Raw genomic sequence first — 19,577 nt, forward strand, 5'->3', positions numbered from 1 at the left:
TTAGCCTCTCAATTCTTTATATGAAGCATGTATCAAGTCAATAATCGCTTTATTTTTAAGTTTATAATACACCATTTTCCCAATGCGATTAGACGAAACTAAGTTATATTTTTTAAGTGTTTTTAATTGATGCGACACAGCACTTTTTGTAATTCCCAATACATGTCCTAGATCACACACACAAAGTTCATCTTCACTAATTGCCTCTAACATTTTAATACGTGTTAAATCACTCATTACTTTTAGTAACTCACTAATTTCAATATATGTTTTGTCATCCTTCATTTTATTTTCTACTTTATCAATGACATCTTTATGAAATAATGTACAGTTACAATTTTCTTTACAAGCCATTTTATCACCTCTATCAGTTGAGTATTCATTCAACTGTATTATACAACCACTCATCCTTTTAAGCAAGAAAAAAGTGCCTTTTTGGGCACTTTTACGCAATTGTCTTTTTCTTAAAATTACCAAACACTTGTTTAACTGGTTGTGTAATAATAAATGCTTTTGGATCAACGTGATTCACAAGTTGTGTTAGACTAACTAATTCATAACTTGAGATAACCACTTTAATTAAAGTTTTATCTTTTCTTGTGTATCCACCTTGTACGTTGACTAAAGTAACACCGCGATAAATCTTAGTTAAAATGTCTGAAATAATATCATTTGGATTATCTGTAATAATATCTACTGAAATGAAATGATAGGCTGTATGCATTCTATCTGTAAGAATCATTGAGACAACTTGTCTTAAGATTGTATATGAAATAACAATTCCCGCAGCAGCTGATGCTTGTGTTACACCGTCAATAACTGCGTTATCAACTAAATGTTGACCAGTAATTAAACCACCTAATAAAGCAATTGTCATATTCATTGTTAATGAAATGAACCCTACTGATTTACCATTTTTTAGTGCTAAATATTGTGCAATGATATCTAATCCACCCGTTGATGTCCCATATCTTAATGCACCACCAGTACCTAAGCCGACTAAGATACCACCTAAAATAGTTGCAGTTAAAGCTTGTGATTGACTATCTAAACCTAGTTCAATTGGTTTAATATAACCAATGATTGTTGCTTGAATTAAAACTGAAATAAGTGAATATATAACAAATTTTTTAGAAACACCAAACCAACCTAGAACCATTAAAGGAATGTTTGCAATAATGATAAATGCACTTAAAAATATACCTTCCCATGCAGAAATATCCATATGCAATGTATATTTAAAGAAGTCACGAATTAACTGAGATATACCTGGAATACCACCTGTATACATTGGAATAACCGATGCTTCTAAAAACCATTTGACACCAAAACCATAAACAACAGTAAAGAACACCACTGCTGCTAATCTTTTTAGTTCAGGAGCTATTTTCGAAGTATATTGATCACTATGTAAGAATTCGTTAATTGATTTCATTTATTTTTTTACCCTAAAATTTCCGCTAACTTCTTCTCTAAATCATATCTTTCAAATAATGGTTTTGCAACACCAATTTGTTTTTCAGGATATAATCCGAATACTTTAGCACTTTCTAAGCCAGAGGCTTCAATATCTAATTGTTCAAAAATCTTTTTAGCAGTTTCTGGTAAGAATGCTTGTAGGTAAACAGCAATGAAACGAATTGTTTCTACAAGACTGTATAAAACATGAGCTAATTTTTCAGTTTCACCGTTTTTATTTAAGTTCCATGGTTCTGCTAAATCAATGTACTTGTTTGCAGCGCGTGCAACATTGATTAATTCTTCTAACGCATCTCCAACATGTAATGAATCCATGTGATTGCTTACAGCATCAAATAAAGCAAGTGCTTTTTCTTTTAATGAATATTCAAATGGTTCCTCAATTTGAACCTTTTTCACTAATCCACCTTGATATTTATTAATCATACCGATGGTTCTATTCACTAAGTTTCCAAGTGTATTTGCTAGATCGGAGTTATTTCTTTCAATAATTAATTCATATGTAATGTTGCCATCTTGAGCATATGGTATTTCATGTAATACATAGTATCTTACCACATCAACACCAAAATGTTGAACAAGTTTATCAGTATACATTGTATTACCTACAGATTTACTCATCTTATTCTTATCTACTAATACCCATGGGTGACCAAAAATCTTCTTAGGTAATTCTAAGCCTAGTGCCATTAAAATCACTGGCCAATAAATCACGTGGAATCTCATGATGTCTTTTCCAATCATATGTAAATCAGCTGGCCAGAACTTTTCAAAACTTTCTGATGGGTTTTCTGGATCATATCCAATCCCTGTAATATAATTTGATAAAGCATCAACCCATACATAGGTTACGTGCTTATCATTTGATAAAACGGGAATTCCCCATTTAAATGATGTTCTTGAAACTGATAGGTCAGGTAATTCTTCTTTTAAGAAGTTTTGTAGCACTTCGTTTTTTCTTGATTCTGGTTCAATAAAACCAGGATTTTCTTCGATATGTTTAATTAAACGTTCTTGGTATTTGCTTAATTTTAAGAAATAAGCATCTTCACTCATCCAAACTGGAATATCACCTGAAGGACCTTTTCCATCAACGATTTCTGTTTCAGTTAAGAAAGCTTCATCAGCAATTGAATACCAACCTTCATATTTACCTAGATAGATGTCACCTTGTTCTAAAAGACGTTCAAATATTTTTTGAACAACAGCTTTGTGGTTAGGGTTTGTAGTTCTTACGAAATTATCATAAGAAACACCAACTAAATCATAAATTCTTTTAATTTCAGATGAAATCATATCCACATAACTTTGTGGTGATAAGTCTTGTTTTGATGCATTATTTTCAATTTTTTGTCCATGTTCATCAGTTCCAGTTTGAAAGAACACTTCATATCCTTGTAATCTCTTATAACGTGCGATTGCATCACTTAAGATAACTTCATAAACATTTCCGATGTGTGGAATTGCTGATGCATATGCAATTGCAGTTGAAATATAAAATCTCTTGTTTGACATATAATTACCTCCAAATAAAAAGTCCTAAGATTAAAAAATAATCTAAGGACGAAAATCTTTTCCGCGGTACCACCTTAGTTCCATGAAAGATTTCATGGCCCCTCTATATCTATAACGCGATTAACCGTTTTACTCTACCTATCGAATAAAATACTCAGAAGCCATCGGTATAAGCTATTTATTCCTTTACACCAACCAGGAACTCTCTTTGAAATAGTTGTTATACTAAATCTTCTTCAACGTATGATTAAGTTCATTATCATTATAACTTATTTTATAAAATAAAACCACATCTACTCATTTTATTTTATATGCTTTGTAAACTTCTGATTTATGTACACCAAGTTTTTTAGCAACAATTTTTAACGCTTCTTTTTCTTCTCTTCCTGAAGCGATTAACTCGCCCATTAATTGATCAATATCAATTGTTTGTTCTTTTTCAGTTTGTATGTGTCCTTCCAACAAAATAACATATTCGCCACGTTCATCAAACTCAAGTTCATGCATTTCGCTTAACATACCTCGATAAAACGTTTCAAATTTCTTTGTAATTTCTCGTGCTAAAACACATTTACGTTCACCTAAAACATCATACATGATTCTTAATGTTTTAGAAATACGTAAAGGTGATTCATAAAAGACTACGGTTTCTTCTCTTTTTACATACTTTGATAAAACAATTTCAATTTCGCTCTGCTTCTTAGGTAAGAAACCAACGAATGTAAATGGTTGTGGAACTAATCCACTAGCACTTAGTGCACTTAACATTGCTGATGCTCCAGGAATTGGAACAACATCAATCTCATTTTCTACAGCGAGTCTCACTAATGTAAAACCCGGATCATTTACTAAAGGAGTGCCAGCATCAGAGACCAATGCCACATTTAATCCGTCTTTAATTTTAGATATGATTTCATCAGCTTTTAAAGTTTCATTATACTTTTGATAACTTTCTAGTTTTGCTTTAATTTCAAAATGCATTAGTAGTTTAGATGTTACTCTTGTATCTTCGCAAAGCACTAAGTCTACTTCTTTTAAAGTTTCAATTGCGCGAAATGTCATATCACTTAAATTACCAATTGGAGTTGATACGATGTAAAGTTTATTTTTTTCAACTTGAAAACTATTTTGAACTTTCATTTAGATAACTCCTTCCTTGATAGATTGCCTGCATTTCATCACTGTATTCCGTTTTGTTTTTATACTGAATCAGTGGAGGCTCAACGATTAAATATCCCTCACCTTTAAATCTAGCCTCGATGAGAACTTGATTTGGTTTTGATGTAATTGTTGGGTGTACAAATCTAATTCTTTTAATTCTAAAATCATATTTAGTTAAATTGATTATAATTTCATCAAGGCGGTCAGCTTTATGTACCATAAAGAATAACCCACCATGTTTAATGTTTTTTCTTGCAGCTAAAACTAAATCTTCTAATGTTAAAAAGAGTTCATGTTTAGCAATTTCCATATCTAAATCCATACTTCTTTTGGTTTCTTTGTTCACTTTAAAAAAAGGTGGATTAGATACGATGACATCTGCTTTTTGTTCTAAATTTAATGTTTTTAAATCAATATTTAAACAATCTAACTGGTTTTCTAAATGATTTAAAATGATGTTTTTCTTGGCTTGTAAATATCTAGATTCCTGTAATTCAATACCTAATATTTTTGCTTTTGTTTTTTGTGACAAATAAAGCATAATTGCTGCATTTCCACATCCAAAATCACAAACCAATTTTGACCCTTTAGGAATTCTAGCAAAATCAGAAATGACAATGGTATCTAGATTAAATGCTTTTCCAATTTCAGACTCTATATTTAATTTTGTACCTAACAAATCACGAACGGCCATCTCTTGTTATTTCCTCTAATATGATTGCATATGCAGTTAAATTTAAGTTTACATTAATTGGAAGTCTTAAGTTCTCTATTAATGTATGCGTTGCTTCAATCATTTTCTGAACCTTTTCAATTGTTAATCGATTAACGATTGCAAGCAGTTCATCTTTCATAAAATCAAAATATACATTTAAATTCATGTATAAATGCATAACATCAAGTAAAGTTGAACTTACTAAAGTTAATACAAATGTTAACCACTCTTTATCATCACTATAATGCATTACTAGTTTGTTTGTGATTTCTAAGAATGATTGCTTATTTAATGCAAGTTTTAAAACAATTTCATCATATAATTCAATCGCATTTATATAATTTGAATCGTGAATAAGTTCAATTGCTTTATTTATATCTTTTGTGTACTCTGTTAAAAATTTAGCATTTTTTAAATCAATATCATGCTTTCTAAGTTGATTCACAATCTCTTCTTTACTTAGATCTACGATTCTTACGATTTGGGCACGAGATAAAATGGTAGGTAACATACTAGATAAATCTTCAGTTAATAAAATACCTATTGTTTCATCGCCTTTTGGCTCTTCTAAGAACTTTAAAAGCGAATTAGCGGCCGATACCGACATCGTTTCAGCATATTCAATGACATAAACTCGTTTCCCACTGACTAAGCTGGTTTTAGAAAATTCCTTTTGCAAGGCCATTATTTGTTCTTTTTTTATCGATAAACCCTCTTTTGTTATGTAAACAAAATTTGGGTAATTACCTGAATCAATTAATTCTTTTAAATTATCCTTATTTGAACTAGACTTAAAAATCTCATAGGCGATTTCTTTAGCTAGTTTTAATTTATTCTCTGCTGAAGAACCACTTAAGAGATACAAATGAGATAATCTATCTTTTTGTATTGCATTTTTAAATCTTAGGATAATATCATTCATAGTCTTTCTAAAATTACCTTTAATATTTCTTTATATATTTCTTCAATACTTCTATTTCCATCAATCTTCATGACTCTATCTTGATCTTTGCAAACAAGTTTTAGATAACCTTCACGAACCTTGATGTGAAAATTAAATTTTTCGCTATCTAATCGATCTTTTTTATCTGTTCTATTTTTATTCACACGACTAATCCCAACTTCTGGATCTAAGTCAATATAGAAAGTTAAATCTGGCATATAGTTTAATGCGTAAGTATTAATACTTTTAACAAATTCTTCTCCCAAATCTCTTCCATATGCTTGATATGCCATTGATGAATCAATATAGCGATCACATAAAATGATTTTGTCTAGATTTGGAATGATTACTTCATCAAGATGTTGTGCTCTTGATGCAGCAAATAAAAGTGCTTCTGTGTGAGGAGTAATCTCTGTATTATGATTATCTAATAATACCTGTCTAATTTTCTCAGCTATTTTAGATCCCCCTGGTTCCCTTGTCACAACAACCTCTTTACCCGCATTGATTAAATATTCCTTAATCATAGCAATCAGTGTTGTTTTTCCGGTTCCTTCTCCGCCTTCAAATGTAATAAACATAAAGATTCTCTCCTTCTTAGTTATGCTTACTTATAGTATATATGATATAAATATAGACCACAAGCCGGTGCAGTCTTGGCTGTTAGTGTTCTTTCCTTCGTTTCAAGTAAAGTTTTGATATGTCCAACAGGTTTTTTACCTGTGCCAATAGCCAATATATTGCCCATGATACTTCTAACCATATATCTTAAGAAACTATTTCCATGAATCTTAAAGATATAATGTGTTTTTGTTTCTTTATAGTCAAATGAGTAAATTGTTTTTACCGGTGGTTTTCCTTCTTTATTTGGGCTAAATGCTGTAAAATCATGTGTTCCAACAATTGCTTTCATATCTTCTTTAACAAGATTAATGTCAAAACCACGCTCATATACTTCATAATTACAAGTAAAAGCTGATGAAGGCTTTTTAGCAACTTTATAAATATATGTTTTTGATTTAGAACTGTGTCTTGCATGAAAATCATCATTCACTTTTTTCACTGACTTAATTCTTATATCTCCAGGAAGACGCTTATTTAATCCTTCAACCCAACGTTCTTGTGGAATATCCATATCCGCATCAAAATGAAGTACTTGATAAAGTGCGTGAACACCTTTATCTGTTCTTGAAGATGCAAATGTGGGGATATCAATTTGTGTCATTAAACGAAAGGCCTTTTCGATTGCTCCTTGAATACTTACATCATTAATTTGTTTTTGGTAACCACTATAATTGGTTCCATCATATGACACAACCGCTTTATAACGCATAAATATTCCACGCAATAATTCCTACTAAGAAAATTGATGTTAAAACAACTGAGAAAATGTCAGTTCCTTTGATTTCATACACATCAATCTTAGTTCGTTTTTCTCCGATTATATAGCCTCTTGCTTCCATCGCATTTGATAAATCATCTGCCCTTGACATATTAATAACAAATACTGGAATTAATAATGCAATGATTTGTCCAATCTTATCTTTAATTGAACTTTCATTAATGTCAGCACCTCTTGAAGTTTGAGCTTTCATAATCTTTTGGGTTTCTTCTAATAGTGTGGGAATCGTTCTTAACGTTAATGAAATCATCATTGAAATGATATATGTTTTTAATCCAATTAATCTAAATGGTGTTAATAATGATTCTAATGCATCATTTAATTCAATTGTTGAAGTAGTGAATGTTAAGAGTGATGCAACGATCATGACTGATGTTATTCTTAAGAAAATAAATCCTGCATTTACTAACCCTGCTTGATACACTTTAAAATCATAAATAAATCCTGCACCATAGTTTAAATAATTAGCAACCAAATACTGAATGAAGAATATTAAGAACACAAAAATAAAGAATAGTGTCGTCTTCCATTTTACTCTTTGCTTCATCCATTGATATAAAATAAATAATACCACTAATACAGGAATACTGATGACTGATAAAGTCATTTTTACATCCATTAAAGGTGTTTGATCAGCTGGTCTAATTGTAAAGAGTTGAATAAAGAAGGTAAATGTTAGTAAGAAGACGACTGCTTTTAAGCCTTGAATCACCTTTCCAAATGGAATACCTGATAAGAAGACTAAAAATACAGTAAATACAAACATAAATAAAATAAGTGAAATGTTTACGATATTTGAACTTACACCAATGCTAAAGATTGAAACAATTAACATTAACATTGATAAAAGTTTAATTCGTGGATCCATCTTATGTAAAAAGGAGTCACCTAAAATGTATTGACCAATACGAATGTTCATAACTTGGCCTCCTCTTTGATGTGATTGAGTAATTCTTCTTCCGTTAAAACTAATTTTTTAGGTAAACCCACAGTTTCAGTTAAATGATTCATAATCTTCATTGGTGTTGGATAATCTAAATGGAATGATTGGAAGTCAGGATGACTAAATAAATCTTCTTTTGTGCCATCAAATACGATTTCACCTTTATTTAATACAATGACTCTTTTAGCATATTTAGCAACAACATCCATATCATGAGAAATCATGACAATTGATTTATTTTGATTTACATGTATATCATTAAATAATTCCATGATATCATCTTTACCTTGAGGGTCTAATCCTCGGGTTGGTTCATCTAACACTAATATTTCAGGTTTCATTGCTAAAATTCCAGCGATTGCTACCCTACGCATTTGCCCACCAGAAATTCTAAATGGACTCTCCGTATATAATGATTCATCAATCCCAACTGTCTTTAAAGCTTCAATTGCGTATTGATTGGCAAATGGTTTAGTTTCTTTAAAATTTGATGGACCAAATTCAACGTCTTTTAAAATGTTGATTTCAAATAATTGATATTCTGGAAATTGAAAAACAAGTCCAACCTTTTGTCTAATATGATTAACTTTTTGTTTCTTTTTTGAAGGTAATTCAGTACCTAAAATATTGATCTTACCTGAAGTAGGTTTTAATAATGCGTTCATATGCTGAACAAGTGTTGTTTTCCCACTCCCTGTATGACCTAAAATGGCTATGAATTCACCTTCATTTTTTATTGTTAAATTAGTGTCTTTTAAGGCATGAAAGACTTTCTTAAAACCATAGTATGCGTAGCCTACTTGATTGAATTGAATGACCATAACGCTTCCACCAATTCTTTATTATTTTTTAATGATTCATCTTGTGAGATTTTTAAATAAACATTTAATCCCATTGGAATATTTAACTTAGAACTCTTTAGTAAGTCCTCATTTACAAATAAATCTACAGGTTTACCCTCACCAATCTTTTCACCATCTTTTAGGATGATTGCATAATCACTCATTAGAGCAAAATCTAAATCATGTGTGATGGTAATGATAGTTTGATCTGTAGTTTGATTTAAATGTCTAATTAATTTTGTCACTTCGTTTACGCCTTCCGGGTCTAACATTGAAGTTGCTTCATCAAAGATAATGACGTCTTTGTGCATTGCTAATGCACCAGCAATAGCTACTCTTTGTTTTTGTCCCCCTGAAAGTTGTTGAGGTTCTTTATTTAAAAATTCTTCCATACCAACCATTTTTGCATACTCATGTACACGAGCTAACATTTCCGGTTGAGGTACTTGCATATTTTCCAATCCAAATGCAATGTCATGTTTTACCGTAACACCAACAAATTGATTATCTGGATTTTGAAATACAATTCCGATTTTCTTTCTTACTTCATTTAAAGTTTTTTCGTTTAAAGTTATACCATCGACTTCAATTGTTCCACTATCTGCTTCGACTAGTCCAATTAATAGTTTTGCTAATGTACTTTTTCCGCTACCATTATGTCCTAGGATAGATACCCATGAACCTTTAGGTATTTCAAAAGATAAGTCTCTTATAACTTCTCTATTATCATCATATTGAAATGTTAAATTTTTAACTTTAATCATGATTAATCACCCGTCTTATCTTTTCTATTATATCATTTTATGTTGATAATTTTCATTCAAACTACGATATAATTATTATTGAAATGAGGTATCCAATATGCTATTTGAATTAGATAAAGATACATTTAAAACACTCGTGTTAGATAGTAAAGAACTAGTTTTAGTTGATTTCTTTGCTAATTGGTGTAAATCTTGCGAAAGTCTAGAGACTTATTTAGAAAATATTAGTGAAGATTATTATGGTAAAATTAAGATTTTTAAATTTAATATTGAACAAGATGACGAAATTTTAGATACTTTAGAAATATTTAATTTACCAACACTCATTTTATTTGATAACGGTAAAGAAAAGGGACGTCTTGAAGGCTTAATTAGTGAGAAAAAGATTGTTGACTGGTTAGCCTTATGATTGATTCCATTATTATTGGCTGTGGTCCTGCTGGAGTTTCAGCTGCACTCTATTTACATAAATTAAATCATGAAGTTGCTATCATTGGTAAAGATCTCGGTCATTTAACTTCACTTGATATCATTGATAATTTTTATGGTCACAATAAAATAAAGGGTGATGAACTGATTCAAAAAGGTATAGATCAAGCGATTGATTTAGGTATTTCTTACTATAAAGATTTTGTCTTATCTGTCGAAAAAGTTGATGACCATTTTCTAGTACAAACTGTTAAACATACCTATACATCTAAAACTGTTGTTATCGCAACCGGTAAAAATAGAATTCCATTGCGAATGAAAGGTTATGCGAACTATAAAGGTCGCGGGATTCATTTATGCGCTACTTGTGATGGATATTTTTACAAGAATAAAAAAATTGCGATTATTGGCTCTGGAGATTATATGCTTCAAGAATTATCTATACTAGAAAACTATACAAATGATATTACAATATTTAGCAATGGAAAGCCATTTACCCATTCTAAGTATAAAGTTATTGAAGAGCCCATTAAAGAGTTTATAGGTGAGAAAAGACTTACACAAATCATAACTGACACTAATTCTTATGAAACTAAAGGCGCATTTATTGCTGTGGGTTTTCCACAAGCAAACGAACTTGCACTTAAACTTGGTGTCTTAGTAGAAAACAACAACATTATCGTTGATGAAGATATGCAGACAAACATCCCAGGTGTATTTTCAGGAGGGGATGCTATTGGTGGTAAACTTCAAATTGCTAAGGCAGTATATGATGGGTTACTAATCTCAGATGGTATACATAAATATATAAAAAAGGTTACTGAGTAACCTTTTTTTGTTAACTAAAATATAAATCTACATATTCTGGATGATCAATAAACGGATTTCTATTTCCTTGATAACTGTAAATCACGTTATTTCTATTGCGTTCGAAATCAGAAACTGGATCTTCTTTATGCCATTCTAATAACACACTTAATACTCCCATCACTGCACTACTTTGATCATATGTAGTACCACGATCAATATCAGTTTCAACTAAAGATAATATATTAGGGTAACGAACAACCATATAAAATAGAATTCTAGCAACATCGCCTTTGTATTCATCCCCAGGATAATATCCATTTGAACCAATTGTTTGATTCTCACCACTTCCGCGTACAAAATACCTATTTGAACGTGTACTATTTACACTTGGATTAATTGCGCGAAGATTATGTACATCTGAACCCTGATTTTTTGTATTGTTATCTACTCTTGGAATACCTAATCTTGAATTCGGCCAAACATGTTCTCTTGACCAAGTTTCCCCACCATCCCAATATTTAACAATCTTTGTTTTTGCATATAAGCCATCTAAATATTGTTTCCCATTCTCATCAACTAAATCAGATTTTTCTAAAACAAATCTTGCTTCTCCATATGAAATGAATCGCATATGTGTTGAAGATATAATTTTTTCCAGCTCCGTCTTAAATTGTTGCCCTGTTAAGCCATTTAAAGTGGCATAATACTGAATTAGTCCTGCTTGTGATAATGCATTAGAATACATTGGAGCACCTAAACTATTACGATCACTTTGGAATCGATTTTTAAGTGTTAATAGCTTTGCCTCATCAGTTTCAGGATAATCATCATATATTAGTTTAGGATGTATAACTAAGCTTCTACCTTCTTCATTTGTATACATCTTTAAATTATCAAAGTATACTTGTGTACTTGTTTGACTAGAACGAGGGAGAATCTCAAAACGTAATCTAATTCGTCCTTCTTCATTAATATTAATTGTGTGTTCTTTATTTGTATTATCCAGTGTAATTGTAAATTGCGTTTGAGATAAAACCCCATCTACATAGTATTTAACCAATAAATCATGATACTGAGATTTTGAAACGAATGTAACTTTAGACATATTTACAATTTCAAATTTCATTTCTAAATATCTAATCGTCGGGTTATTATAAAAGCGAAGTTGAAAACTCTTTGTCCCATCAATTGGTTGCGTAGATGAAACAGAACCACTTACATATTCCCAAGATTGATTAATTGGACCTGTTACTTTAGGTGTTGCATTATTATATGTTGTAGAAGCGACAAACTCTGCTTCTTCAAAACCCGTCTCATACTTAAGACTGTTGCTAATAAATTGTAAATCAACATCAAACAATTTTAGATTTTCGCCTTCACTAAACTCTGCATAAACTTCTACATTTGTTTTGTTTAGCAACTGTGATTCATATGGAAGTAAATCAATGATTGGTTCATTAATTAAAATTGGATTACTCGCATCACCTATATAAACATGATATATAAGTGCTCCATCAATAGCGGTAAAAGTTAGTGAGGTGTTTTCTATTGCATATTCTACCTCTCCTAAATCATGTTTAATTACCCATTTTGCATAGAGTTTTATGTCATTTTTAATTGGCGTGTTTTCATCAAATAAAACATTGAAGTCTGGATCTATAAACCAGCCCATGAATAGGTAATTTGCCTTTATTGGAATTGGCAACTCAATATTTCTATTGTATAAAACAGTTATATCTTGTATATCATTTCCTTCATTAGTTTCAAAAAATACTGTAAATGTCTCAGCACTCATTTTTGCATATAAATTGATGTTTTCTTTGATTGCTTGATTTGGTTGATAACTCATTGTAAAAGATTCATTATAAAACCATCCTTCAAAGATATAGCCTTCTTTAATGGGAATATATTCATCATTATAATTATGTGCTATAGAATTCTCTATAACTTGAACTTCTTTATATAATGTTCCATCAACAAAGAACTTCACTTCAAATTTAGTTTCTATTTTACAAGCAACTAAAAATATTAACATGATGAAAGTAAGTGTATAAAGTCCTCGCTTCATTTTTCTCTCCTTAAATACAAAAGGCAGATAAAATCTGCCATTTTGATTAATTACTGATTTCTTCAGTTGTTGATTTTTCTTTTTTTGCTAATTTAGCAGTTCTTTTTTGTGCTTTAGCTTCGCGTTTTTTTTCAGCCTTGCTTAATTTCTCTTGACGCTTTTCATCAAGTTTATTTTGTTTTGCTAATGCCTTAGCTTCAATAGCTTCTTGTTTACGTTTTTGCTCTAAACGACGAAGAATTTCACGTTCTGTTAAGAAAATTCTTGAGCCAAGTCTTACTTCATCTTGAGATACGAAATCAAAAGTTATGTAATGACGTTCCATTGATGAATGTTTAACAAAGTTATCATCTTCTTGTGTGATTTGAACTTTTTTAACTTCTTTAGAACCAAAAATTGCTTTACCAACATAATTCACTTCATTACCTTCAACTGCTCGGTATAACTCAGTTTTACCTGTGTTATCAATATACCAAGCATTTGGACCAGCAAACATCACTGAATCACCGTCATTATCTTTAAAAATAATACGTTTTTTAGATCCTACTGTAGATTCCACAATTATTTTTTTAGCTTGTTTATTGCGCTTAGCCTTCATAAGAGGAATAACTATAAATAATAAAACAATTAAGAATAATGCTGCAGCTAAAATAGCATGTTCCTTCCATGAATATGTATTTAAATCTCCCCAATTAAATCCATTACCAAACGGCATATAAATCCTCCTATTATCATCTATTTGATTACTTTTATTATATCATGAAGATTCATATGATTCAAAATTATAAACATAAAAAAAGATACCCGAAGGTATCTTAGTTTTATCCATTAAATGAATTCGATGATTGCCATTGGCGCAGCATCCCCTCTACGAGGAACTGTTTTAATGATTCTTGTGTAGCCACCATTACGATCTGTGTAACGTGGTGCAATTTCATCAAATAATTTTTGAAGTGCATTTTGTCCTTCTTTAACTTCTTCAAAACGTACAGTTTCTGCAGCTTGACGGCGAGCAGCTAATGTACCTTTCTTAGCTAAAGTAATCATTTTATCAGCTAATCTTTGTAGAGATTTTGCTTTTGCTTCTGTTGTAATAATACGATCATTGATAATTAAATCAGTTACTAAATCGCGTAATAACGCATTTCTTTGATCTGTAGTACGGCGAAGTCTTGATGGTATTGCCATTGTTAATTACTCCTTATCTTCGTCTGAATCGAAATCAAACTTTGCATCTTTACTTGCAGAGTGTTCGAATTCAAGACCATGTTCTGCTAATTTGTCTTTTAATTCTTTGAATGATTTTCTTCCTAAGCTTCTTAAACGCATAACTTCTTCTTCAGATAATTTCATTAATTCGCCAACAGTAGTAATACCAGAACGTTTTAATGAGTTAAATAATCTTACAGATAGGTCTAATTGTTCAATCTTAGTGTCTGATTTTTTGCTTGCTGGTTCTTCTTCGACATCTCTAATGAAGTCCATTGAAGCAGCTTTATCAGATAGTGAAACAATAACTTGGAAGTAGTCAACTAACATCTTAGATGCTAATGCTAATGCTTCTTTAGCTTTAATTGCTCCGTTTGTTTCAATTTCAATAGTTAATTCATCTAAATCTCCGCGTGTTTTTTCAACATGATAGATCACTCTATTAACTGGTGAATATAACGCATCAATAGGAATTACCCCTACTTCATATTTAGAAAATTGCTTATTTTGATCTGCTGGTACATAACCAATGCCTCGTCTAACTGTGACAGTCATTGATAATTTTGCACCTTCAGCAAGTGTTGCAATGTGTTGATTTGGATTAACGATTGTTAAACCATCAACTAAGTTGAAGAATTCTGCTGTAACAGCTTGTGGCCCTTCAGCATATAATTCAACTTTTTGTTCGTAATGTGGATCTTGTGAATCGGTTGAGAATACTACTTTCTTTAAGTTAAGAATGATTCCCATTACATCTTCATAAACGCCATCAATCGTAGAGAACTCATGGTCTACACCTTCGATTTTAACGTTCACGATTGCAGCACCAGGTAATGAAGCTAATAGAACTCTTCTTAATGCATTACCTAAAGTCAAACCATAACCACGTTCAAGTGGTTTTACTAAGAAACGACCAAGATTACCTTCTTGAGAAATTTCTTCTACTGATGTTGGTTTTTCAAATTTTAAATCTTTCACAAGTATACCTCCTATTTAGATTTAGATTAGTTACGTGGACGTTTTGGAGGACGGCAACCGTTATGAGGAACTGGAGTTACGTCTTTAATCGCTGTAATTTCTAATCCTGCTGCTTGTAAACTTCTAATTGCAGCTTCTCTTCCTGGTCCTGGCCCTTTAACGAAAACTTCAACCTTAGCCATTCCATTTTCCATAGCAGCTTTAGCAGCAGCTTCTGAAGTTAATTGAGCGGCAAATGGAGTTGATTTTCTTGAACCTTTAATACCTAAAGCACCAGCTGATGACCAAGAAATTGCATTTCCTGCTGTATCAGTAATAGTAACGATAGTGTTGTTAAAAGTTGTATGAATATGAGCAACACCTAATGGAATATTTTTTCTAACTTTTCTTTTAGTTGTTTTTTTCTTATTATTTACTGCCATAATTATTTACCAACCTGTTTCTTTCCAGCAATCGGTTTAGCTTTACCTTTTCTAGTACGTGCATTATTTCTAGTGTTTTGTCCACGAACTGGTAAACCTTTACGATGTCTAATTCCACGATAAGAACCAATTTCCATTAAACGTTTAATAGCTAATGTTCTTTCTCTTCTTAAATCCCCTTCAGTTGCATACTTAGCAACTTCTGAACGGATAGCTGCTAATTGATCATCTGATAAGTCTTTTACACGGATATCTTCTGAAACGTTTGCATTTTTTAAGATTTCATGAGCAGTTGTTTCACCAATACCGTAAATGTATTGTAACGAGATTATCACTCGTTTTTGAGTTGGAATGTCAACTCCTGCAATTCTTGCCATAGTTTAAATCTCCTTAACCTTGTCTTTGATTATGTCTTTTGTTCTTTTTGTTGATCACGTAAACGCGACCTTTGCGGCGCACGATGATATCATCTGCACTACGTTTTTTAACCGATGCTCTAACTTTCATATAGCTTCTCCTTATTTCTTGCGGTAGGTTATACGACCGCGGCTTAAGTCATATGGTGATAATTCAACAGTTACCTTATCACCAGGTAAAATGCGTATGTTGTTGATACGGATTTTACCAGATACGTGAGCGATGACGGTATGTCCGTTATCTAGCTCAACTTTAAATTTTGTATTGGGTAGAACTTCAACCACTTTGGCTTCAACTTCAATTAAGTCTTCTCTTGCCATAATTACTCCTTATATTGTAGTTAGAATCTCGTAACCAGTCTCAGTCACTAAGATTGTATGCTCGAAGTGAGCACTATAACTTTTATCTTGTGTTACTGTGGTCCAGTTATCTGCTAAAATTCTTACACGTTTAGTTCCTATATTAACCATCGGTTCAACGCAAAATGTCATCCCTGGTTTTAATAGAACTCTATTGGGCTCATATCCGAAATTTGGAATGGCTGGATCCTCATGTAAACTTCTACCAATCCCATGCCCTGTAAACTCTTCAACAATTCCAAAACCATGCGGTTTAATAACTGCTTCAATAGCCATACTAATATCGTTAACATAAGCCCCTGGTTTAATAACTGAAAGACCAGCCATTAAAGAATCTAATGTTACTCTTAATAGTTTTTCGACTTTAGGAGTTACAGTTCCAACTGGATAAGTCCATGCTGAATCTGCGTGATAACCTTTATAGTTAACACCTAAATCTAGTGATAAAATATCACCATCTTTAAGAACTTTTTTCTTTGAAGGAATTCCATGAACAACAACTTCGTTTACTGAAGTACAAATAGAAGCTGGAAAACCGTTGTAATCCTTAAATGATGGAATACCACCTAAGTCTCTTATAAATTTATCTGCGAGAACATCAAGCTCATGTGTGGTAACACCCGGCTTAATATGTGGAACTAGGAATTCCCTAGTTCTTGCCAAGATGTTACCTGCAGTTTTCATGAGTTCGATTTCTCTTGCACTTTTGATTGTAATCATTTATGCTCCAAGAATTTCTAAAATATCATTAGTAATAGGTTTTAAATCTCTATTTCCATTAATATCAACTAAAAGCCCGGCTGACTTGTAGTATGCGATGAGTGGGTAGGTCTCTTCATGATACACAGATAGACGTTTTACAACAGTTTCCTTTGTATCGTCTTTTCTTTGTACTAAAGTTGCCCCATCTTTATCACAAATTCCATCAACTTTTGGTGGTTGATTTGTAATGTGATAAATTGAACCACATACCGGACATGTTCTTCTACCCGTAATACGATCGATGATTATCTCATCGGGAGATGTGACGTTAATTACCACATCTAATGACCATCCTAATTCACTTAACAACTCATTAAGATAGTCTGCTTGAGAAGGGTTTCTAGGATATCCATCAAGGATAAATCCTTTCTTCACATCCTCTTGCATGAATCTGTCTCTTACCATTTCATTAGTAACACTATCTGGAACCAATGTCCCTTGATCAGTATAGCTTTTAGCTAATTGACCTAGTGGCGTATTGTTCTTGAAGTGCATTCTGAACATATCTCCAGTAGAGATATGAGGAATATTTAACATTTCAGATAAAATTTTTGCTTGAGAGCCTTTGCCGGCACCTGGAGGTCCGACAAAAATCATTCTAGTTTTCATTTATTAAAATAGTCCTTGATATGTTTCTTGATTTGCAGCTGCTTCAACTTGTTGAGTTGTGTCAGCGGCAACACCAACAACGATAAGTAAACCTGTACCGCCTAATGTAATGTTTGCTGCTTCTTGACCTACGAAGCCAAAGACTGCTGCTGTAATGATTGGAAGAGCTGCTAAAATTACTAAGTAAACTGTACCGATCACTGTAACTTTGAATAACACACGTGAAATATAATTCTTAGTATCTTCACCTGGTCTAACCCCTGGAATATACGCATTAGATTTTGATAAGTTATCAGCAATTTGATGCGGATTTGTAACCATGAATGTGTAGAAGAATGAGAATACTACAATTAGAATTATATAAACGATGAATCCAACTGGTTGGTTATAAGAGAAAATTGATTCAATCCATGATTTAGTACCTTCTCCAATGCTTGATTCTAAGAACCCAACAATTGAAAGAGGAATACTTAATAATGTTGAAGCAAAGATAACTGGTAAAACCCCTGCTGAATTAATCTTTAAAGGAATGTTAGATTCAGATTTACCTAAACTTCCTTGACGATTAGCATATGAAATAGGAATTTTACGTTGTGCAATATTCATATAAACAACAGCTAATAGAATTGCTACATATAATACTAGGATAAATACGTAAGTTACGATATCCCAACCATTATTTGTACCTAAATATTTATTACTTAGTGTTGAAATCATAATTGGAATTGATGTCATAACACCAATACCGATGATGATTGATGAACCGTTACCCACACCTCTAGAAGTGATTGTATCAGCTAACCAGATTGTGAATACTGTTCCGGCAAGAACTGTTAATGCCATATATAAATATGTTCCAATACCAGAACTTACACCGATTTGAATTTGTGAACCACGTTCACCTGTACCAATAATTAATAGTAAGGCTTGAGCGAATCCAAGAACTAAAGCAAGATACTTAGTTAATCTAGCTGCTTTAGCTTTTCCTGTATCTCCTTCTTCTTGCCATTCTTTCATTTGAGGAATTACTACTTGTAATAATTGTACTGCGATAGATGCAGTAATATATGGTGATATCCCTAAAGATAACACTGAATAACGTGATAATGCTTGGCCTGTATAGCTATTTAAGATTCCTAAGAATCCAGAACCCCATTGTGAACCACCTGTTGTAAGTAATTCTACATTAAATAAAGGGATTGGAATATAACTTGCGATTCTATATACTGCGATGAGCGCAAAGGTAATACCTAAGCGGATCATCACAGATTTATTTGCTAATACATTCTTAATGCGTGTTAACACGTTAAATCACCTCTACAGTTCCACCAGCTGCTTCAATTGCTTCTTTAGCACTGTTTGAGAATTTATTTGCTTTAACAGTTAATTTCTTTTCTAACTTACCATATGCTAAAACTTTAACACCTGATAAAACTTTAGTGATGATTTTAGTTTCTAATAAAATTTCAGGAGTGATAACTGTACCATCTTCGAAAAGATTTAAGTCTTGAGTGTTTACGATTGCGTATTCTTTTCTAGTGTAGTTATTGAAACCACGTTTAGGAATACGTTGGAAGAAAGGAATTTGACCCCCTTCGAATCCAGGACGAACTCCGCCGCCTGTTCTAGCCCATTGACCTTTAGCACCTTTACCTGAGGTTTTACCTGTTCCACTACCTGGTCCACGACCAACACGTTTCTTAGCGTGTCTAGCACCAGGAACTGGTTTTAAGCTGTCTAACATAGTTCT

At 32.1% G+C, this 19,577-nt stretch carries 25 protein-coding genes and 1 other annotated feature; of the genes, 2 read left to right on the forward strand and 23 right to left on the reverse strand.

All coding sequences use genetic code 11. The features are described from left to right. The 11 genes from EXC59_RS04750 to EXC59_RS04800 form a co-directional block, all read right to left on the reverse strand. Positions 1-354 (reverse strand): ArsR/SmtB family transcription factor, encoded by a 354-nt coding sequence (locus EXC59_RS04750; protein WP_035368695.1) that lies wholly within the window; start codon positions 352-354, stop codon positions 1-3. Between the two features lie 91 nt (positions 355-445). Continuing rightward, positions 446-1,435, reverse strand: a complete 990-nt coding sequence (locus EXC59_RS04755; RefSeq protein ID WP_035368579.1) for a YitT family protein — start codon at positions 1,433-1,435, stop codon at positions 446-448. A gap of 8 nt (positions 1,436-1,443) precedes the next feature. Continuing rightward, a complete protein-coding gene (gene metG, locus EXC59_RS04760; RefSeq protein ID WP_035368580.1) occupies positions 1,444-2,994 on the reverse strand; it encodes a methionine--tRNA ligase in 1,551 nt (516 codons plus the stop codon). A gap of 41 nt (positions 2,995-3,035) precedes the next feature. Beyond that, positions 3,036-3,243 (reverse strand) — a binding site (T-box leader). A 48-nt stretch (positions 3,244-3,291) separates the two neighbouring features. After that, complete coding sequence (gene rsmI / locus EXC59_RS04765; RefSeq protein ID WP_162163923.1) at positions 3,292-4,134, reverse strand: 16S rRNA (cytidine(1402)-2'-O)-methyltransferase; 843 nt, start codon at positions 4,132-4,134, stop codon at positions 3,292-3,294. Beyond that, positions 4,118-4,849, reverse strand: a complete 732-nt coding sequence (locus tag EXC59_RS04770; protein WP_051658962.1) for a tRNA1(Val) (adenine(37)-N6)-methyltransferase — start codon at positions 4,847-4,849, stop codon at positions 4,118-4,120. The genes rsmI and EXC59_RS04770 overlap by 17 nt, the downstream gene beginning before the upstream one ends. Continuing rightward, positions 4,836-5,792, reverse strand: coding sequence for a hypothetical protein (locus tag EXC59_RS04775; RefSeq protein WP_162163924.1), 957 nt, complete (start codon positions 5,790-5,792; stop codon positions 4,836-4,838). Before EXC59_RS04775 ends, EXC59_RS04770 begins: the two co-directional genes overlap by 14 nt. Next, complete coding sequence (tmk, locus tag EXC59_RS04780; protein WP_162163925.1) at positions 5,789-6,394, reverse strand: dTMP kinase; 606 nt, start codon at positions 6,392-6,394, stop codon at positions 5,789-5,791. The genes EXC59_RS04775 and tmk overlap by 4 nt, the downstream gene beginning before the upstream one ends. 26 nt (positions 6,395-6,420) lie before the next feature. Then, entirely contained in the window at positions 6,421-7,146 is a 726-nt protein-coding gene (gene truA / locus EXC59_RS04785) for a tRNA pseudouridine(38-40) synthase TruA (RefSeq protein ID WP_035368585.1), read from the reverse strand. Then, positions 7,136-8,134 carry an energy-coupling factor transporter transmembrane component T family protein gene (locus EXC59_RS04790; RefSeq protein ID WP_051658963.1) on the reverse strand — a complete coding sequence of 333 codons (999 nt, stop codon included), beginning with the start codon at positions 8,132-8,134 and terminating at the stop codon, positions 7,136-7,138. The genes truA and EXC59_RS04790 overlap by 11 nt, the downstream gene beginning before the upstream one ends. Continuing rightward, positions 8,131-8,979 (reverse strand): energy-coupling factor transporter ATPase, encoded by an 849-nt coding sequence (locus EXC59_RS04795; RefSeq protein ID WP_162849175.1) that lies wholly within the window; start codon positions 8,977-8,979, stop codon positions 8,131-8,133. Before EXC59_RS04795 ends, EXC59_RS04790 begins: the two co-directional genes overlap by 4 nt. Continuing rightward, positions 8,955-9,764, reverse strand: coding sequence for an energy-coupling factor transporter ATPase (locus EXC59_RS04800; protein WP_035368588.1), 810 nt, complete (start codon positions 9,762-9,764; stop codon positions 8,955-8,957). Before EXC59_RS04800 ends, EXC59_RS04795 begins: the two co-directional genes overlap by 25 nt. A gap of 97 nt (positions 9,765-9,861) precedes the next feature. On the opposite strand from EXC59_RS04800, the gene EXC59_RS04805 reads away from it, so the two are divergent. After that, positions 9,862-10,173: a thioredoxin family protein gene (locus tag EXC59_RS04805; RefSeq protein ID WP_162163927.1), complete on the forward strand. Its 312-nt coding sequence runs from the start codon at positions 9,862-9,864 to the stop codon at positions 10,171-10,173. Continuing rightward, positions 10,170-11,021, forward strand: coding sequence for an NAD(P)/FAD-dependent oxidoreductase (locus tag EXC59_RS04810; RefSeq protein ID WP_035368589.1), 852 nt, complete (start codon positions 10,170-10,172; stop codon positions 11,019-11,021). The genes EXC59_RS04805 and EXC59_RS04810 overlap by 4 nt, the downstream gene beginning before the upstream one ends. Before the next feature lie 10 nt (positions 11,022-11,031). Here EXC59_RS04810 and EXC59_RS04815 read toward each other — a convergent pair whose 3' ends face one another. The 12 genes from EXC59_RS04815 to rplO all read right to left on the reverse strand — a co-directional run bounded on the left by EXC59_RS04815 (position 11,032) and on the right by rplO (position 19,571). After that, positions 11,032-13,071 carry an endonuclease gene (locus EXC59_RS04815; protein ID WP_051658965.1) on the reverse strand — a complete coding sequence of 680 codons (2,040 nt, stop codon included), beginning with the start codon at positions 13,069-13,071 and terminating at the stop codon, positions 11,032-11,034. A gap of 46 nt (positions 13,072-13,117) precedes the next feature. Further along, positions 13,118-13,786 (reverse strand): hypothetical protein, encoded by a 669-nt coding sequence (locus EXC59_RS04820; protein ID WP_035368591.1) that lies wholly within the window; start codon positions 13,784-13,786, stop codon positions 13,118-13,120. A 113-nt stretch (positions 13,787-13,899) separates the two neighbouring features. Then, entirely contained in the window at positions 13,900-14,259 is a 360-nt protein-coding gene (gene rplQ, locus EXC59_RS04825) for a 50S ribosomal protein L17 (RefSeq protein ID WP_035368592.1), read from the reverse strand. 6 nt (positions 14,260-14,265) lie between these two features. Then, complete coding sequence (locus EXC59_RS04830; RefSeq protein ID WP_035368593.1) at positions 14,266-15,258, reverse strand: DNA-directed RNA polymerase subunit alpha; 993 nt, start codon at positions 15,256-15,258, stop codon at positions 14,266-14,268. Positions 15,259-15,284: 26 nt separating this feature from the next. Further along, positions 15,285-15,680, reverse strand: a complete 396-nt coding sequence (gene rpsK, locus EXC59_RS04835) for a 30S ribosomal protein S11 (protein ID WP_035368595.1) — start codon at positions 15,678-15,680, stop codon at positions 15,285-15,287. A gap of 2 nt (positions 15,681-15,682) precedes the next feature. Beyond that, positions 15,683-16,057 carry a 30S ribosomal protein S13 gene (gene rpsM / locus EXC59_RS04840; protein ID WP_035368596.1) on the reverse strand — a complete coding sequence of 125 codons (375 nt, stop codon included), beginning with the start codon at positions 16,055-16,057 and terminating at the stop codon, positions 15,683-15,685. Between the two features lie 13 nt (positions 16,058-16,070). Then, positions 16,071-16,187, reverse strand: coding sequence for a 50S ribosomal protein L36 (rpmJ, locus tag EXC59_RS04845; protein WP_035368597.1), 117 nt, complete (start codon positions 16,185-16,187; stop codon positions 16,071-16,073). 11 nt (positions 16,188-16,198) lie between these two features. Then, entirely contained in the window at positions 16,199-16,417 is a 219-nt protein-coding gene (infA, locus tag EXC59_RS04850) for a translation initiation factor IF-1 (RefSeq protein ID WP_035368599.1), read from the reverse strand. 9 nt (positions 16,418-16,426) lie between these two features. Next, entirely contained in the window at positions 16,427-17,176 is a 750-nt protein-coding gene (map, locus tag EXC59_RS04855; protein WP_035368600.1) for a type I methionyl aminopeptidase, read from the reverse strand. After that, positions 17,177-17,827: an adenylate kinase gene (locus EXC59_RS04860; protein WP_035368602.1), complete on the reverse strand. Its 651-nt coding sequence runs from the start codon at positions 17,825-17,827 to the stop codon at positions 17,177-17,179. 3 nt (positions 17,828-17,830) lie between these two features. Continuing rightward, positions 17,831-19,132 carry a preprotein translocase subunit SecY gene (gene secY / locus EXC59_RS04865; protein ID WP_051658966.1) on the reverse strand — a complete coding sequence of 434 codons (1,302 nt, stop codon included), beginning with the start codon at positions 19,130-19,132 and terminating at the stop codon, positions 17,831-17,833. A 1-nt stretch (position 19,133) separates the two neighbouring features. Next, complete coding sequence (gene rplO / locus EXC59_RS04870; protein ID WP_035368603.1) at positions 19,134-19,571, reverse strand: 50S ribosomal protein L15; 438 nt, start codon at positions 19,569-19,571, stop codon at positions 19,134-19,136. Positions 19,572-19,577 lie beyond the last annotated feature (6 nt).

Origin of the sequence: Acholeplasma hippikon (genome assembly GCF_900660755.1) — a bacterium.
GTDB lineage: Bacteria > Bacillota_I > Bacilli_A > Acholeplasmatales > Acholeplasmataceae > Acholeplasma > Acholeplasma hippikon.

Coding starts and splice junctions, on each gene's coding strand:
- EXC59_RS04810 (WP_035368589.1), top strand. CDS start 10,170: ATGATTGATTCCATTATTATTGGCTGTGGTCCTGCTGGAGTTTCAGCT.
- EXC59_RS04815 (WP_051658965.1), bottom strand. CDS start 13,071: ATGAAGCGAGGACTTTATACACTTACTTTCATCATGTTAATATTTTTA.
- EXC59_RS04790 (WP_051658963.1), bottom strand. CDS start 8,134: ATGAACATTCGTATTGGTCAATACATTTTAGGTGACTCCTTTTTACAT.
- EXC59_RS04860 (WP_035368602.1), bottom strand. CDS start 17,827: ATGAAAACTAGAATGATTTTTGTCGGACCTCCAGGTGCCGGCAAAGGC.
- metG (WP_035368580.1), bottom strand. CDS start 2,994: ATGTCAAACAAGAGATTTTATATTTCAACTGCAATTGCATATGCATCA.
- rplQ (WP_035368592.1), bottom strand. CDS start 14,259: ATGGCAATACCATCAAGACTTCGCCGTACTACAGATCAAAGAAATGCG.
- EXC59_RS04820 (WP_035368591.1), bottom strand. CDS start 13,786: ATGCCGTTTGGTAATGGATTTAATTGGGGAGATTTAAATACATATTCA.
- tmk (WP_162163925.1), bottom strand. CDS start 6,394: ATGTTTATTACATTTGAAGGCGGAGAAGGAACCGGAAAAACAACACTG.
- rsmI (WP_162163923.1), bottom strand. CDS start 4,134: ATGAAAGTTCAAAATAGTTTTCAAGTTGAAAAAAATAAACTTTACATC.
- truA (WP_035368585.1), bottom strand. CDS start 7,146: ATGCGTTATAAAGCGGTTGTGTCATATGATGGAACCAATTATAGTGGT.
- infA (WP_035368599.1), bottom strand. CDS start 16,417: ATGGCAAGAGAAGACTTAATTGAAGTTGAAGCCAAAGTGGTTGAAGTT.
- EXC59_RS04775 (WP_162163924.1), bottom strand. CDS start 5,792: ATGAATGATATTATCCTAAGATTTAAAAATGCAATACAAAAAGATAGA.
- EXC59_RS04750 (WP_035368695.1), bottom strand. CDS start 354: ATGGCTTGTAAAGAAAATTGTAACTGTACATTATTTCATAAAGATGTC.
- EXC59_RS04795 (WP_162849175.1), bottom strand. CDS start 8,979: ATGGTCATTCAATTCAATCAAGTAGGCTACGCATACTATGGTTTTAAG.
- rplO (WP_035368603.1), bottom strand. CDS start 19,571: ATGTTAGACAGCTTAAAACCAGTTCCTGGTGCTAGACACGCTAAGAAA.
- EXC59_RS04800 (WP_035368588.1), bottom strand. CDS start 9,764: ATGATTAAAGTTAAAAATTTAACATTTCAATATGATGATAATAGAGAA.
- EXC59_RS04805 (WP_162163927.1), top strand. CDS start 9,862: ATGCTATTTGAATTAGATAAAGATACATTTAAAACACTCGTGTTAGAT.
- EXC59_RS04770 (WP_051658962.1), bottom strand. CDS start 4,849: ATGGCCGTTCGTGATTTGTTAGGTACAAAATTAAATATAGAGTCTGAA.
- rpsK (WP_035368595.1), bottom strand. CDS start 15,680: ATGGCAGTAAATAATAAGAAAAAAACAACTAAAAGAAAAGTTAGAAAA.
- rpmJ (WP_035368597.1), bottom strand. CDS start 16,187: ATGAAAGTTAGAGCATCGGTTAAAAAACGTAGTGCAGATGATATCATC.
- EXC59_RS04755 (WP_035368579.1), bottom strand. CDS start 1,435: ATGAAATCAATTAACGAATTCTTACATAGTGATCAATATACTTCGAAA.
- map (WP_035368600.1), bottom strand. CDS start 17,176: ATGATTACAATCAAAAGTGCAAGAGAAATCGAACTCATGAAAACTGCA.
- rpsM (WP_035368596.1), bottom strand. CDS start 16,057: ATGGCAAGAATTGCAGGAGTTGACATTCCAACTCAAAAACGAGTGATA.